The sequence below is a fragment of the Roseixanthobacter psychrophilus genome (genome assembly GCF_043195195.1).
Classification (GTDB): domain Bacteria; phylum Pseudomonadota; class Alphaproteobacteria; order Rhizobiales; family Xanthobacteraceae; genus NCEH01.
Window position 1 is genome coordinate 1 of record NZ_JBAFWT010000023.1, and the last position, 14,889, is coordinate 14,889.

The following is a 14,889-nucleotide window of genomic DNA, read 5'->3' on the forward strand; positions in this document are numbered from 1 at the left end:
CCGCCATCATCTTGTCCATGGCGGCGGCGTTCTCGGTCAGAAAGGGCGCCTCGTCCGTGGGCTGGGCGGCTCCCGAGACGGCCGGTGCGGCATCGTGCGCCTGGGTGGCGCTGCCAGCAAGGCGCCGCGCGAGCGCGCGCCGGCACGAGACAGGTGTCGGCGTCGCATGGGCTTTCTTCTTTCGGCACGATGGCGCCTTGGAAAGTTGGACTCCAGACCGGCGCGATTATTCCCGGCTCGCACCAGTCTTCTCTGATCTTTCGCATAGGCCCGTCCGACGGCCACGCCGCGCGATGAGAAATTCGAGAACGTGAGCTCACCGGGCGGAATAAATCGGCGCGGAGCGAGTCTCCTCGTGTGCAGGCCACATTTGGAGATACCCGCACATGCGCCTTTCAACCCTCGCAGCTACCCTCGTCCTCGTCGCCGCTTCCGGCTCAGCCGCGCTGGCAGGACCCGCCGAAGACCTCGCCAAGTCGCGCATCGACGCCATTGCCGGCGCCGACCTCGCCGCCGTGACTGCCGCTTACGGGCCTGCCGCAACCCTGCACTGGGTCGGCGGCCCGCTCGACGGCACCTACAGCCAGCCAGGCAAGATCAAGGAGGTCTGGTCGAAATTCTTCGCTGCCCAGGGCGCCCAGAAGGCCACCATCGCCGCGGCGGCCGAGGCGACCAACCCCAAGGGCGGCACCGTGACGGTCGACGCCACCTTCGCCGGCAAGAACACGGTCAAGGTGCGTTACGTGCTGCTCTATCGCGACGGCAAGCTGGTCGACGAGATCTGGCAGGTCAATCCGGCTGCAGCCTATTGAGCAACCAACACCGTGGGGACGGCTATCGCGCTGCCTCCACGCGGACCCGGGGATCGATACTTCGTGGCCGGATAGGCTCTCATTTCCGAAGTCGCCAAAGCGAGACGCGGTTTCGCAGCACCGCGCAGAATCCCACACCGTCGTTGAGGACCCGGACCATGAAACGTTCCATCACCCCGGCGCTAACCCTCGTCATCTGCCTTCTGTCCACCAGCGGCGCCCTCGCCCATGCCCATCTCATAACAGAGGCGCCCAAGGCCAATGATGTGGTGGTGCCCTCGCCGACTGCCCTGTCGCTCGGCTTCTCGGAGGGGCTCGAGATCAATCTCAGCGGCGCCACCCTCAAGGGAGCGGACAGTCAGCCCATCCCGACCGGCACTCCCGTGCTCGCGCCGGGCGATGATAAGCAGATGAGTGTTCCCCTGAACGGCCCGCTCGCCGCCGGCAAATATACCGTTGAATGGCACGCCCTCTCGAGGGACGGCCACGCCACCCACGGTTCCTACCAGTTTGCTGTCGGCCCGTGATCGCTCCGCCCGCGGCGCTCGCCCTTTGCAGGCTGTTCTTCTATGTGGCGACGATCACCTTCTATGGCGCTGCATGCTTCATTGCCTTCATTGCGCCCCCGCGACTCGCGCGGGAGATCGGCGCTGCGACGGACGCGGGCATCAAGACTGCTGCCTTCGTCTCGCTCGCGGCCAGCCTCGCCTGGTTGCCAATGGAAGCCGCCGTCATTGGCGGCGGCTGGCCCTCGGCCATCGACAGGGCGACGCTGTCGGCGCTCGCCTCCGGCACGACGATCGGTACGGCCTGGATGGTCCGGGTCGGCCTTGCGCTGCTGACCGCGGTGGTTCTCACTGCTCGACCGCGCGCAAGCGGGATGCAAACAGTGCTCGCCGCCTTGCTGCTGGCAAGCCTCGCCCTCTCCGGCCATTCGGAGATGGACGAAGACGCATGGCGCACGCTCCATATCCTCAATCACGCCCTGCATCTCTTGTCGGGTGGCTTCTGGCTTGGATCGCTCATCATGCTGCCGGCCTGTCTAGCGCGGCTGCGGGACCCTGCACTGCGTGCGGAGGCGACGACTGCGCTGCGCCGCTTCTCCTCGGTCGGACATGTTGCGGTCGCGCTCGTCATTGCCTCTGGGGTTGTCAATACCGCGCTCATCCTGGGGCGATGGCCGGACGATCCGACCTCGTCCTATCAATTCCTGCTCGACGCCAAGATCATTCTCGTCTTCGCCATGACCGGCCTTGCGGTTCTCAACCGCTATGTCTTCGTGCCGTGTCTTCGTGCCCATCCCGAGCGTGCCGTAGCAAGCATCCGCACGGGAACCTTCGTCGAGGTCGCTCTCGGCGCCGGCGTGCTGGGGCTGGTCGCGGTCTTCGGCCTGATGGATCCCAGCTGAAAAAACTCACTGCGGGGCAGACCTCTGCTGACAGAGGCGCGCGGGCGTGCTGGAATTGGTCAGCCTGTCCGCGACCCTCAGAACCGCTCCTCCCGCAGAAGCAGGAGCATACTCTGCGCGGCTTCCTGCGCTTTGTCGGCGATCTCGGTATCCGAGGGTTGGCGAAGCCCGAGGAGCACTTCGTCAAAGATACGGGCCTTCAGCAATCCGGCGAACACCTGGGCGGCCGCGCGCTTGTCGCGCACGGTCCAACCTTCGCGACCCGTCCAGATATCAAGGTAGCCGACGAACGTGGCATCGCGGGAATCGGTCGTTTCTTCCTGATAGCGGCGGCCGAGTTCGGGGAAGCGATGTGCATCGCGGGTGACGACTCGGTAGAGCGCCATCTGGTCCTGCGACAAAACATGACGAATATACTCCTCACCGGCCTGCGGGAGCGCTTCGACTGGCGGCGCGCCGTACCAGACCGGCGGGGGCTCATCCTCCTCGGGGATATCCGCGCCCGGCATCTTGCCACAGGCCGCCTGCATCACGGCGCTGAACAGATCATCCTTGTTCTCGAAGTGCCGATAGAGGGTCTTGATCGACACTCCGGCGGCTGCGGCGATGTGATTGACGGAAGCCTCCGCATAGCCCGCGTCCAGAAATGCCCTCAGGGCAGCCTCAACAATGGCGGCGCGTTTGCGCGCCATCAGAGCCGCCTTGGGATTATCTGCTGACCAGGTCTTCGCCATCCACCGCCTATATCTCTTGACAATTCATACGACAGCGACAACTGTCGTATGAATGACAGCGAGCGCTGTCGAATGACATGGATACAGCCGCGGCCTCGATCCCGCAAGTCTGTCGGGGGGGCTTGGCTCTCGCGAAACGGAGAAAAGATGGCCCATCCTCTCGCCCGACCGCTCGACCTGCCTTGCGGCTCCACATTGAACAATCGCCTGGCCAAGTCGGCCATGAGCGAAGGTCTTGCCGATGCCAGCAACCATTCCACGTCTCGGCTTGAGGTGCTGTACCGGCGCTGGGCGGACTCGGGCGCAGGACTGTTGCTCACCGGCAATATTCAGGTCGATCGCTGGCACCTGGAGCGACCAAACAATATCGTGATCGACGATGATAGCGGCCGAACGCAGCTCACAAGACTTGCTGCCGCCGGAAAATCCGGAGGGGCGCATTTCTGGGCTCAACTCAGCCATACAGGTCGGCAAGTCAGCAGCCATATCAATGCCGCACCGCTGTCTCCATCCGATGTCGAGATCGATATCATTCGCGAGGCAGGATTCAGCTTTGCGAAGCCAAGTCCGATGAGCGAGTCCGAGATCGGCCATGCCATCGAACAGTTCGCTTTTGCCGCGAGAGAGGTGAAGCGCGCCGGCTTCACGGGGCTGTCGCTTCACGCGGCACACGGATATCTCATTTCGCAGTTTCTCAGTCCGTTGACGAACCACCGAACCGATAGTTGGGGCGGATCGCTTGAGAGCCGTGCACGTTTCATGTTCGACGTGATCGCTGCCGTCCGCGGTGCTGTCGGATCTCATTTCCCGGTCGGTATCAAACTCAACACCTCCGATTTCTTGAGGGGCGGCTTCACCAATGCCGAGTGCGTGGAACTGGTGAAGCTTCTGAATGGCACAGGTCTCGACTTGCTCGAACTGTCGGGCGGTACGCTCGAACAGCCCAAGGTCGTCGGCGTCACCCTCAAGGACGAAGGTGAAGACGGTCGGCGTGCAAGCACGGCGGCGCGGGAAGCCTATTTTGTGGAACTTGCTGGCGCGGTGCGTGAAGTAGCCCGGATGCCGGTCATGGTCACGGGTGGATTTCGCAGTGTCGCGGGAATGGTCGAGGCGCTGGACGGCGGCGATCTCGATGTCGTTGGCCTCGGACGACCACTGATTGCCGACCCCGAAGCACCGCGCCGTGTGCTCGCCGGTGAGATCGGCACCCTGCTTTCGCCGGAGGCGGCGCTGAGCGCGTTCCATGTGCTCGCATGGAACAACATGCAGATCGAGCGGCTCGCCGACGGTCTCGACCCCGACCTTTCCCTGAGCGGCGAGGCCGCTCTTGCCGCGTTCGCCGAACTCGAAGGCAAGAACATGGCTGCGCTTCTCGAACACCGCGATCGTCGCGCCGCGTAACGCCGGCCATCGCGAGGATTCGATTGTGGCACCAAGTTCCAACGCAGGGAGAAGCAGAATGAAAGTATTCGTCACGGGAGCGACGGGCTATATCGGGGGCTCCGTCGCCGAAAGGCTCATGGAATCGGGCCATGAGGTAACGGGCCTGGCGCGGTCCGAGGAAAAGGCCACGTTGCTGAAGGCACGCGGAATTGAGCCTGTCTTAGGCACGCTGGACACCTCCGAAATCCTCACCAAGGCGGCTCAGGCGGCCGACGCCGTCATTCATGCGGCGAGCGCCGATCATCCGGGTTCGGTCGTGACGCTCGTCACCGCGCTCGAACGCAGCGGAAAAGTTCTGATCCACACCACGGGCTCCGCCATCGTCGCAGACCAAGCTGACGGCGAATATGCCACTAAGTTGCCGCTGACGGAGGACGACTATTACGAGCCTGTCCCATCTCGGCGATCGCGCGTCGATATGAACCGCTATCTCCGTCAGGCCGCGATCGAAAAAGGGGTCCGCGCCATCGTCGTCTGCCCGACGATGATTTACGGCACGGGGCGCGGTCTTCAATCGGATAGCGATCAGATCCCGAAATTGATGGCCATTTCCAAGCAGGTTGGCGCGGGCGTCTATTTCGGCAAGGGTCTCAATCACTATTCGAACGTCCACATCGACGATCTAGCCGCCCTTTATCTGCTGGCGATGGAGACGGCGCCCGGCGGCTCCTTTTTCTTCGCCGAGAACGGCCGCAGTTCCTTCAAGGAATTGGCCGGAATGATCAGCGTCCATCTCGGCTTTGGCGGCAACATCGTCAGCGTGCCCGTCGATCAGGTTATCCAGCAATATGGCGAACACGCGCGCCTTGGCGTGGCGTCGAACAGCTATGTCCGCGCGGCCAACGCCCGCAGGCTCGGCTGGGCGCCGACGGCACCGTCCCTGGCAGAATGGATCAAGTCGCTTCCACCCGCTTAATGGCGCCGGGAATTTAGAGAACGACGATGGCCGCTTCCAGCCTTGCACATTATTCCATTCGAACCGGCGATCTGGAGGCGTCTCGGCGTGTAAACCGCAAGCCATTTTCTCCCCCAATCGGCGTCAAGCCTAGCTATGACGAATCCATAAACAATAATTCTTAAGTTCATGGCTTCTGATTTGGCTGCGCTTCAAAATGGCGCCCATCTACGGATTGACCGGATGTCTTACAACTTCCTTCTGGCAGCTTCCGGCGGTGCGGGTCACCTCGGCCCGATGCTGACCGCAGCACACCAGTTGCGCAGTCGCGGTCACGGCGTTCGCCTCATTGGGCGGGAGGATGCGCGCGCCGTAGTCGAGCGTGCAGGATATCGCTTTGCAACTTGGCAGCGGACGCCGAGCTTTACGCCCGTTGCATCGGGGAGCGAACCCGTACGGCAAGTATACAATCATATCGTATTTGGGCCGGCCTCTGCTCGTGCAGCCGACATACGGGACGAGATCGGTCGCGCACCAACGGACGCTCTGCTGGCGGATGTGTTCTTGGTGAGCTCAGGTTCTGCCGCGGAAGCCGCCGGCATACCGTGCGCACTGCTGTCGGCCACGGTCAGCCCACGACCGCTGCTTGGCGTCCCTCCGTTACGAAGCGGGTTGAGGCCACCTGAAACACCGGAAGAGCGAGCTGGCGTTGACGCGGCCTCCGCCCGGTATATTGCCGTAATGAACGAATGGTTGCCAATGCTAAACCGGGCCCGTGGGGAGTTAGGTCTCGCTGCTTTTGACGACATATTGGAGTTGTTTGACCGCCCTGAACGGCTTCTGCTTGCGATCAGCGCGGCGTTCGATTTTTCGGCCGATCGACTTCCCAAGAATGTGCGGTACATTGGGCCGTTGCTAGACGGTTCCGATTGGGCAAAATCATGGATAGCCCCATGGCCTCATGGATCGGATCGTGCCCGAGCGCTGGTGTCTTTCAGCACAACCGATCAAAGCCAGACCGATGCACTGCAACGCACCGTGGACGCGATGGCCGCAATTGATATGGATGGGGTAGCGACGATCGGACCGGCTCTGGAAGGTGCGAATCTACGAGTGCCTAGGAATGTAACTATAGTATCCAGCGCGCCGCACGATGCTGTAATGAAGGAAGTATCATTCGTGGTGACCCATGGTGGCCACGGAACAGTAAGCCGAGCCCTGTCGCATGGCCTGCCGCTTCTAATCATGCCGATGGGACGTGATCAGAGTGACATCGCCTCACGAGTGGAAGTTCACCGTGCTGGATTGGTCCTACCATCAACCGCGTCTGAAACGCAGATAGCTGCAGCGATGATGCGTCTAATAAGCGAACCGCACTTCCGCGTGGCTGCACAGAGGCTAAGCGAATTGATCGCCAGCGAGGTTGAGGCGGGCCGTCTCGTTGATGAAATGGAGGAACTCGCGTGCGCGCGTCGGTCGCACGGATGATCTTTGCGCCCTTTAGAGACGTGCAAAACAAGGACCGCTCGCTCCCGGTGGGTCTCTGGCGATCGCGCCACGCCGCGATCTTTAAGTGAGGATCGCAGGCGTCGCGTAGCGCGACATTCGCGTCGAGCCAGTAACCTTCTTTTGGACAGACACCCTGGCGCGGCTTCGGCGTTCGTGAATTGGGCAAGCCGGCGTGGGCGAGCGCCTCGCCCGCGCGGTGGAGTTCAAGCGCCTGGGACGAGGACTTCTTCGCCGAAGAGGACTGACAGTCCCCGGCGTTCGCCGAACTTCTCCAGAACATGCGATTTCTGCGCCTGAACCGGCGCGGAAGTTCAGAGTTCCGCGCCGTTCTTCTTCGCAAAATCCTGTTTCACGTGAAACATTTTCCGCGAAACGCTCTAGTCGCCCCGCACGATGGTGCGCCGGAAGGGATGGGCGGCATACACCCCGAGAATACGCAGCTCCTTGGAAAAGAAGGCGAGTTCCTCCAGCGCCAGCTTCACCGGCAGGTCGTCCGGGTGGCCCTCCACCTCGGCATAGAATTGGGTGGCGGTGAATTCGCCGTTCATCTGGTAGGATTCCAGCTTGGTCATATTGACCCCATTGGTGGCAAACCCGCCCATGGCCTTGTAGAGCGCCGCCGGCACATTGCGCACGCGGAACACGAACGAGGTCATCACCGGGCCGTCCTCGGCCCCGGCCCATTCCCCCTCGCGCGCAAGAATCACGAAGCGCGTGGTGTTGTGGCTCTCGTCCTCGATATTTTCCGCCAGGATCTCCAGCCCGTAGAGGTCCGCCGCCAGGCGCGAGGCGATGGCGGCGCGGGTGACGTCGCGCGCCTCGGCGATCTCGCGCGCGGAGCCGGCGGTATCGGCGCCGATCACCGCCGTCAAACCGAGCGTGCGCAACGCCTTGCGGCATTGGCCGAGCGCCATCACATGGCTCTGCGCGGTCTTCAGCGTGGCGAGGCTCGCGCCCTTCACCGCCATCAATTGATGCGAGAGCGGCAGGAAGAACTCGCCGATGATCTTCAGGCTGGCGCGCGGCAGCAGGTGGTGGATATCCGCCACCCGGCCGGCGACCGTATTCTCGATCGGGATCATGGCGAGGTCGGCGGTGCCGCCCTCCACCGCCGCGAAGGCATCCTCGAAGGTGTGGCAGGGCACCACCTCGAAATCGGGATAGGTCTCGCGGCAGGCGATGTGGGAATTGGCGCCCGGCTCGCCCTGGAAAACGATGCGGCGGCTCATGCCCGAATTCTCATGCCAAGGTCCTCATGCCAAATCTCCCGATGTGCGCTCGGCGGCGAGCAGGGCGCGCGCCCGCTCCAGATGGGCGGGTGTATCTACCCCGAGCGGCACCGCGTCCACCACAGCGACGTCGATGCGCATGCCGGCTTCCACCGCCCGCAACTGCTCCAGCTTCTCCCGCAGCTCCAGAGGCGAGGGCGGCAGCGCGACGAACCGCGCCAGGGCCGCCCGGCGATAGGCATAAAGGCCGATGTGATGATACAGCGGCCCCGCGCCATAAGGCGCGGTGGCGCGGGTAAAATAGAGCGCCCGCAACAGGCCGGGCCCGGTTGGCGAACCCACCACCTTGACCACGTTCGGGTCGGTGCGCTCCTCCTCCAGCACGATCTCGGCGGCGAGGGTGGCGATATCCACCGCCGGATCGGCCAAGGGCGCCAGCGCGCGGGCGATGGTCGCGGGAGCGATGGTCGGCAGGTCGCCCTGGACGTTGACCACGAACGAAACCGCGCCCGCGGGGTCGAGCTGCGTCAACGCCTCGAAGATGCGATCCGATCCGGAGGGATGGTCGGCGCGGGTCATCACCGCCTCAAGGCCGGCACCGCGGACCGCGTCGGCGATCTCCTGGGTATCGGTTGCCACGGCGACGCGGCCAATTCCGGCTGCGACCGCTCGCCGCGCCACTTCGACGATCATGCTGCGCCCGCCGACGTCCGCGAGCGGCTTGCCGGGCAAGCGGGTGGCCGCCATGCGGGCGGGGATCAATACCAGAACTTCCGCAGGGTTCATGATCGTGGCAGCCTTGGGGCGGGAATGCGCCGGCGGCGGCGCGAAACGTGGCATTGGGGCGCGCCTTATACGGGTTGCACGGCGCCAATCAAAGTGATTAGTGTCCGACCGGTTGCGCCTTAATTGGCGCGATGGCCCAATTTTTTTGCCCGCTCGACCGCGAATAAGGGGCTCCGAGGAGCGAAGCGCCGATGGATAGTTTCGAATTAAACAAAATCGCGGGGGCGGTGCTCGGCACCCTCACGCTGACGATCGGCCTCGGCATCGTTTCCGAAATTCTCTTCGCACCCGAAGCGCCCGCCAAGCCGGGCTACGAGATCGCCGTGCCCGAGGGCCCGGCCGGCGGCAACGTGACGGAAGCCAAGGCGGCGGTGATTCCGATCGAGCAATTGTTCGCCACCGCCTCGATCGAGAAGGGCGCCAACGTCGCCAAGCGCTGCGGCTCGTGCCACAATTTCGCGGAAGGCGCCGGCCCCAAGGTGGGCCCCGACCTCTACGGCGTCGTGGACCGTCCGGTGGCCAGCGTCGCCGGCTTTGCCTATTCGGCCGGCATGAAGGCCAAGGGCGGGGAATGGACGCCCCAGGCGCTCAATCACTTCCTCACCAATCCCAAGGCCGACGTGCCCGGCACCGCCATGGCGTTCGCCGGCATCCCCAAGGAAACCGAGCGGGCCGATCTGATCGCCTATCTCAATTCCCTGGCCCATTCGCCCAAGCCCCTGCCGACCGCCGCCGCGGCACCGGCCGAGGCGGCACCGGCACCGGCGGCCCCTGCTGCGCCCGCTCCTGCGGAAGGTGCCAAGCCCGCGCAGTGAAGTCCCGCGCAGTGAGGTTCGCCACCCGGCGATTCCAGTGATTCGACGTTCAAAAGGCCAGCCTCCGTGCTGGCCTTTTTCTTTGGCGCCTACCCGCACGGCGCTTGCGCCAGCCCCACGCCGCAGATTCCGCTCACCGCAACGTGCACGTCTGCCGGGCGGAATGTCGCAAAGCGGGCCGGGGTCGCCATTTTTATGCCGTCGCGGCAGGTGCCATAATCGGATATTGCCAGAAGCCTAGTCGCAGATCCCAACCCCCGGAGCCGCTGATGCAAGTGAAGGTCCGCCTCGCCGCCCTGCTCGTTGCCCTCCTGCCCGCCTTCGGGCTGGGCGTACCGGGCGCGATCCGCGACGCGGCCGCGCAGGGCGCCTTGGCCCCGGCCGCCCCGCCGGCAGCGGCAGGCGACTTCCGCGCCGCCACCTCGCTGATGGGCACCCCGAAATATCCGGCGGACTTCAAGCACTTCGATTATGTGAACCCGGACGCGCCCAAGGGCGGCACCGTGCGCCTGTCCGAGAACGGCACGTTCGACAGCTTCAACGCGATCATCACCCGCGGCACGCCGGGCGCGGGGCTCGGCCTGATCTACGATACGCTGACCACCCAGTCGCGCGACGAGGTGGCCACCGCCTACGGCCTGATCGCCGACGGCGTGCGCTATCCCGCCGACTTCTCCTCGGTCACCTACCGCCTGCGCCCCGAAGCGAAATGGCATGACGGGGCGCCCATCACCCCCGACGACGTGGTGTGGTCGTTTGACGTGCTCACCAAGAATAACCCCGGCCAGGCCTTCTATTATCGCCACGTGAAGAGCGTGGAAAAGACCGGCGACCGCGAGGTGACCTTCACCTTCGACCAGGGCGGCAATCGCGAATTGCCGCAGATCGTCGGCGAGATGATGGTGCTGCCCAAGCACTGGTGGACCGGAACCGACGGCACCGGCCGCGCCCGCGACATCACCCAGGGCACGCTGGAAGCCCCGCTCGGCTCGGGCGCCTACAAGATCAAGTCGTTCGTGCCCGGCCGCACCATCGTCTACGAGCGGGTGAAGGACTATTGGGGCAAGGATCTGCCGGTGAATGTCGGCACGAACAATTTCGACGAGATCCGCTACGAGTATTATCGCGACGACACGGTCGAGCTGGAGGCCTTCAAGGCGGACCAGTATGATTTCCGCGTCGAGAGTTCGGCCAAGAACTGGGCGACCGCCTATGATTTCCCTGCCAAGAGCGAAGGCAAGGTGCTGCTCGAGACCTTCGAGAACCGCGCCTCCGGCGTCATGCAGGCGTTCGTGCCCAATTTGCGCCGGCCCAAGTTCCAGGATCCGCGCGTGCGCCGCGCGCTGAACTATGCGCTCGATTTCGAGGGCATGAACAAGACCCTGTTCTTCGACCAGTACGAACGGGTGAACAGCTATTTCAGCGGCACCGAGCTGGCCTCCAGCGGCCTTCCGACCGGCCGCGAGCTTGAGATCCTCACCCCGCTGAAGGACAAGCTGCCGCCGCAGCTCTTCACCACGCCTTATGTCAATCCGATCAACGGCACCGACCAGGACCGCCGCAGCAACCTGCGCAAGGCGGCCGACCTGCTGAAGGAGGCCGGCTTTCAAGTGAAGGGCAGGCAGCTGATGGATCCCTCCGGCGCGCCCTTCACCATCGAGATCCTGCTGACGAGCCCCGCATTTGAGCGTGTCGCCCTGTTCTACAAGCCGGCCTTGGAGCGGCTCGGCATCGGCGTCTCGGTGCGGATGGTGGATACCTCGCAATATATCAACCGCATCCGCTCGCGCGATTTCGACATGATCGTCGCGAGCTGGGGCCAGTCGCTCTCGCCCGGCAACGAGCAGCGCGACTATTGGGGCTCGGATTCCGCCACCCGTGACGGCTCGCGCAATTATGCCGGCATCGCCAACCCCGCCATCGACGCGCTGATCGAGAAGGTGATCTACGCCAGCAATCGCGAGGATCTGGTGGCCGCCACCCACGCGCTCGATCGGGCGCTGCTGTGGAACGACTATGTCATTCCCGCCTGGACGCTGCGCTATACTCGCACCGCCCGATGGGACCGCTTCAGCCACCCCGAGACCTTGCCGCGCTATTCCTACGCCTTCCCCGAGATCTGGTGGTGGGACGCGGCCAAGGCGGCAAAGATCGGGACGCGCGGGCAATGAACGATTTCGATCGCCGCACCCTGCTGCGCCTCGCCGCCGCCGGCGGCGTCACGCTGCTGGCCCGGCCGGCGCTGAGCCAAACCCAGTCCCCCGCGCCGGCCCAAGTAGCGCCAACCCAGGTGGCGCCCCCCGCCGCGGCTTCACCGCAGGCGCAGGGCGCGGAACGGCATGGCATCTCCGCGTTCGGCGACCTGAAGTACTCCAAGGATTTCAGGCATTTCGACTATGTGAATCCGGACGCGCCCAAGGGCGGCACCTTCTCGCAGATCGGCCCGACGGCGGCCTATAACCAGTCGTTCCAGACCTTCAATTCGCTCAACGGCTATATCCTGCGCGGTGATGCCGCCCAGGGGCTGGCGCTGATCTTCGACAGCCTCATGGCCCGCGCCACCGACGAACCGGATTCGCTCTATGGCCTGGTGGCGCAGAGCGTCGTGATCGGCGAGGAGGGGCGCCTCTATACCTTCAAGCTGCGCCCCGAGGCGCGCTTTCACGACGGCTCGCCTTTGACCGCCGAGGATGTCGCCTTTTCGATCAACACCTTGAAGGCGCAGGGCCACCCCCTGATCCGGCAGGCGCTGCGCGAGTTCTCCGGCGCGGAGGCGGAGGGCGCGGGCACCGTGCTGCTGCGCTTCACCGCCCAGCGCCCGCGCGACGTGCCGCTCTATACCGCGAGCCTGCCGATCTTCTCCAAGGCTTATTATGCCAAGCACAAGTTCGAGGAGACGACGTTGGAGCCGCCGCTCGGCAGCGGCGCCTACAAGGTCGGCCGCTTCGAATCCGGACGCTTCATCGAATACGACCGGGTCACGGACTATTGGGCTAAGGACTTGCCCGTGAACGTGGGCCGGAACAATTTCGGTACCCTGCGCTACGAATATTTCCGTGACCGGGACGTCGGCTTCGAAGCGTTCAAAGCCCGCGTCTACCTGTTCCGCGAGGAATTCACCTCGCGCGCCTGGTCCACCCAGTATGATTTTCCCGCGCTGCGTGACGGCCATGTGAAGCGCGACGTGCTCCCCGACGAGACGCCCTCAGGCGCCCAGGGCTGGTTCTTCAACGCCCGCCGGCCGAAATTCTTCGACCGTCAGGTGCGCGAGGCGATTTCGCTCGCCTTCGATTTCGAATGGACCAACAAGAATTTGATGTACGGCCAGTATGAGCGCACCTGGTCGTTCTTCCAGAATTCCGACCTGATGGCCAAGGGCAAGCCCTCGCCCGCGGAAGAAAAGCTGCTGCGCCCCTATGCCGAACGCCTGCCGCAGGATGTGTTCGAGGAGGCCTATGTCCCGCCCGTCACCGACGGTTCGGGCCAGGATCGCGCCTTGCTGCGCCGCGCGGCGGCCTTGCTGAAGGAAGCGGGCTACACCATCCAGCAGGCAAAGCTGGTGGACGGCAAGGGCCAGCCGCTGCAAATCGAGTTCCTGGACGATGAAGGCTCGTTCGAGCGCCACACCTCCCGCTTCATCGGCAATCTCAAGCTACTCGGCATCGACGCCACCTATCGCATCGTCGACCCCGCGCAATATCAGGCGCGGCTGAAGGATTTCGACTTCGACATCGTGGTGCGGCGCTATTCGGTGTCGCTCAATCCGGGCGAGGAATTGCGCGCCTATTTCGGCAGCGAGGCGGCGCGCACGCGCGGGTCGAACAATCTCTCCGGCATTTCCGACAGCGCCGTCGACGGGTTGATCGAGGTTGCGCTCGCCGCCCAGAACCGGCCGGACCTCGTCACCGCCTGCCGTGCACTGGACCGTGTGCTGCGCGCGGGCCGTTATTGGGTGCCGCAATGGAACAAGGCGTCCCATTGGGTGGCCTATTGGGATGTGTTCGAGCGGCCGGTGGTGAAGCCGAAATATGACCGAGGCGTGCTCGACACCTGGTGGCAGAAGCCGGCATCCTCGCTGCCGCCCGTAAAGGGCGGTTGACGCCGCCCACAAGAGCCCGCACCGTCGGTCCGAACCTGGAGACTCGATGCTCGCTTATATCATCCGCCGTGTGGCCCTCATGATCCCGACCATTCTCGGCATCATGCTGGTTTCGTTCGTGGTGGTGCAGTTCGCGCCGGGCGGCCCAGTGGAGCGGGTGATCGCCCAATTGACCGGCGACGGCGCCTCCGCCACCTCGCGCATTTCCGGCCAGGGCGGCGATTTTGCCGGTGGCGCCGCCATGCCCGGCGGCGGCGGGGCCGATGCCTCGGCCTCGAAATATCGCGGCGCGCAGGGGCTCGACCCGAAATTCATCCAGGAACTGGAGAAGCAGTTCGGCTTCGACAAGCCGGCCTATGAGCGCTTCTGGCTGATGATCAAGAATTACGCGACCTTCGATTTCGGCCGCTCCTATTTCCGCGACATCCGCGTCATCGACCTGATCGCGGAGAAGATGCCGGTCTCCATCTCCCTCGGCCTGTGGATGACGCTGCTGACCTACGCCATCTCGATCCCGCTCGGCATCTCCAAGGCGATGCGGGACGGCTCGCGCTTCGATGTTTGGACCTCGGCGGTCATCATCGTCGGCTATGCCATCCCCTCGTTCCTGTTCGCGATCCTTTTGATCATCCTGTTCGCCGGCGGCTCGTTCCTGGACTGGTTCCCGCTGCGCGGCCTCACCTCGGACAATTGGGCCCAATTGTCCTGGCCCGAGCGGATTTTGGATTATGGCTGGCACCTCGTGCTGCCACTCACCTCCATGGTGCTGGGCGCGTTCGCCACCATGACCCTGCTGACCAAGAACTCGTTCCTGGAAGAGATCCGCAAGCAATATGTCACCACCGCCCGCATGAAGGGGCTCTCGGAGCGCAGCGTGCTCTATCGCCATGTGTTCCGGAACGCGATGCTGATCGTCATCGCCGGCTTTCCCGGCGCCTTTATCTCCGCCTTCTTCACCGGCTCGCTGCTGATCGAGACCATCTTCTCCCTCGACGGCCTCGGCTTATTGGGATTTGAGAGCGTGCTGAACCGCGATTATCCCGTGGTGTTCGGCACGCTCTACATCTTCTCCCTCGCCGGCCTGGTGGTCGGGCTGCTGTCGGACCTCACTTATATGCTGGTCGATCCCCGGATCGACTTTGAGTCCCGGGACGTTTGA

Annotated in this window: 13 protein-coding genes; 10 read left to right on the forward strand and 3 right to left on the reverse strand. The window is 64.0% G+C overall.

The window, feature by feature from the left end; all coding sequences use genetic code 11:
• Positions 1-386: 386 nt before the first annotated feature.
• From V5F77_RS18415 to copD, 3 genes are all read left to right on the forward strand, one after another.
• Entirely contained in the window at positions 387-812 is a 426-nt protein-coding gene (locus V5F77_RS18415) for a nuclear transport factor 2 family protein (protein ID WP_429006796.1), read from the forward strand.
• Between the two features lie 158 nt (positions 813-970).
• Positions 971-1,339: a copper homeostasis periplasmic binding protein CopC gene (gene copC, locus V5F77_RS18420; RefSeq protein ID WP_429006797.1), complete on the forward strand. Its 369-nt coding sequence runs from the start codon at positions 971-973 to the stop codon at positions 1,337-1,339.
• Positions 1,336-2,220: a copper homeostasis membrane protein CopD gene (copD, locus tag V5F77_RS18425; protein WP_429006798.1), complete on the forward strand. Its 885-nt coding sequence runs from the start codon at positions 1,336-1,338 to the stop codon at positions 2,218-2,220. Before copC ends, copD begins: the two co-directional genes overlap by 4 nt.
• A gap of 77 nt (positions 2,221-2,297) precedes the next feature.
• On the opposite strand, the gene V5F77_RS18430 is transcribed toward copD, so the two are convergent.
• Positions 2,298-2,954 (reverse strand): TetR/AcrR family transcriptional regulator, encoded by a 657-nt coding sequence (locus V5F77_RS18430; protein WP_429006799.1) that lies wholly within the window; start codon positions 2,952-2,954, stop codon positions 2,298-2,300.
• Between the two features lie 147 nt (positions 2,955-3,101).
• Here V5F77_RS18430 and V5F77_RS18435 point away from each other — a divergent pair, with 147 nt between their 5' ends.
• From V5F77_RS18435 to V5F77_RS18445, 3 genes are all read left to right on the forward strand, one after another.
• On the forward strand, positions 3,102-4,355 hold the full coding sequence (locus tag V5F77_RS18435) for an NADH:flavin oxidoreductase/NADH oxidase family protein (protein WP_429006800.1): 1,254 nt from the start codon (positions 3,102-3,104) through the stop codon (positions 4,353-4,355).
• Positions 4,356-4,413: 58 nt separating this feature from the next.
• Entirely contained in the window at positions 4,414-5,313 is a 900-nt protein-coding gene (locus V5F77_RS18440; protein ID WP_429006801.1) for an NAD-dependent epimerase/dehydratase family protein, read from the forward strand.
• A 720-nt stretch (positions 5,314-6,033) separates the two neighbouring features.
• Positions 6,034-6,780, forward strand: a complete 747-nt coding sequence (locus tag V5F77_RS18445) for a glycosyltransferase (protein ID WP_429006802.1) — start codon at positions 6,034-6,036, stop codon at positions 6,778-6,780.
• A 398-nt stretch (positions 6,781-7,178) separates the two neighbouring features.
• Here the strand turns inward: V5F77_RS18445 and V5F77_RS18450 are convergent, their stop codons facing one another.
• A complete protein-coding gene (locus tag V5F77_RS18450; protein ID WP_429006803.1) occupies positions 7,179-8,030 on the reverse strand; it encodes a prephenate dehydratase in 852 nt (283 codons plus the stop codon).
• Positions 8,031-8,054: 24 nt separating this feature from the next.
• On the reverse strand, positions 8,055-8,816 hold the full coding sequence (locus V5F77_RS18455; protein ID WP_429006862.1) for a 3-deoxy-manno-octulosonate cytidylyltransferase: 762 nt from the start codon (positions 8,814-8,816) through the stop codon (positions 8,055-8,057).
• 191 nt (positions 8,817-9,007) lie between these two features.
• On the opposite strand from V5F77_RS18455, the gene V5F77_RS18460 reads away from it, so the two are divergent.
• From V5F77_RS18460 to V5F77_RS18475, 4 genes are all read left to right on the forward strand, one after another.
• Positions 9,008-9,631: a c-type cytochrome gene (locus tag V5F77_RS18460; RefSeq protein ID WP_429006804.1), complete on the forward strand. Its 624-nt coding sequence runs from the start codon at positions 9,008-9,010 to the stop codon at positions 9,629-9,631.
• A gap of 269 nt (positions 9,632-9,900) precedes the next feature.
• Positions 9,901-11,802, forward strand: a complete 1,902-nt coding sequence (locus V5F77_RS18465; RefSeq protein WP_429006805.1) for an extracellular solute-binding protein — start codon at positions 9,901-9,903, stop codon at positions 11,800-11,802.
• A complete protein-coding gene (locus V5F77_RS18470) occupies positions 11,799-13,730 on the forward strand; it encodes an extracellular solute-binding protein (protein ID WP_429006806.1) in 1,932 nt (643 codons plus the stop codon). The genes V5F77_RS18465 and V5F77_RS18470 overlap by 4 nt, the downstream gene beginning before the upstream one ends.
• Before the next feature lie 46 nt (positions 13,731-13,776).
• Positions 13,777-14,889: a microcin C ABC transporter permease YejB gene (locus V5F77_RS18475; protein WP_429006807.1), complete on the forward strand. Its 1,113-nt coding sequence runs from the start codon at positions 13,777-13,779 to the stop codon at positions 14,887-14,889.

Excerpts from the sequence above, each read along its gene's own strand:
- V5F77_RS18470 (WP_429006806.1), top strand. The coding sequence starts at position 11,799 with ATGAACGATTTCGATCGCCGCACCCTGCTGCGCCTCGCCGCCGCCGGC.
- V5F77_RS18475 (WP_429006807.1), top strand. The coding sequence starts at position 13,777 with ATGCTCGCTTATATCATCCGCCGTGTGGCCCTCATGATCCCGACCATT.
- V5F77_RS18465 (WP_429006805.1), top strand. The coding sequence starts at position 9,901 with ATGCAAGTGAAGGTCCGCCTCGCCGCCCTGCTCGTTGCCCTCCTGCCC.
- V5F77_RS18440 (WP_429006801.1), top strand. The coding sequence starts at position 4,414 with ATGAAAGTATTCGTCACGGGAGCGACGGGCTATATCGGGGGCTCCGTC.
- V5F77_RS18435 (WP_429006800.1), top strand. The coding sequence starts at position 3,102 with ATGGCCCATCCTCTCGCCCGACCGCTCGACCTGCCTTGCGGCTCCACA.
- V5F77_RS18450 (WP_429006803.1), bottom strand. The coding sequence starts at position 8,030 with ATGAGCCGCCGCATCGTTTTCCAGGGCGAGCCGGGCGCCAATTCCCAC.
- V5F77_RS18415 (WP_429006796.1), top strand. The coding sequence starts at position 387 with ATGCGCCTTTCAACCCTCGCAGCTACCCTCGTCCTCGTCGCCGCTTCC.
- V5F77_RS18455 (WP_429006862.1), bottom strand. The coding sequence starts at position 8,816 with ATGAACCCTGCGGAAGTTCTGGTATTGATCCCCGCCCGCATGGCGGCC.
- V5F77_RS18460 (WP_429006804.1), top strand. The coding sequence starts at position 9,008 with ATGGATAGTTTCGAATTAAACAAAATCGCGGGGGCGGTGCTCGGCACC.
- copC (WP_429006797.1), top strand. The coding sequence starts at position 971 with ATGAAACGTTCCATCACCCCGGCGCTAACCCTCGTCATCTGCCTTCTG.
- V5F77_RS18445 (WP_429006802.1), top strand. The coding sequence starts at position 6,034 with ATGAACGAATGGTTGCCAATGCTAAACCGGGCCCGTGGGGAGTTAGGT.
- V5F77_RS18430 (WP_429006799.1), bottom strand. The coding sequence starts at position 2,954 with ATGGCGAAGACCTGGTCAGCAGATAATCCCAAGGCGGCTCTGATGGCG.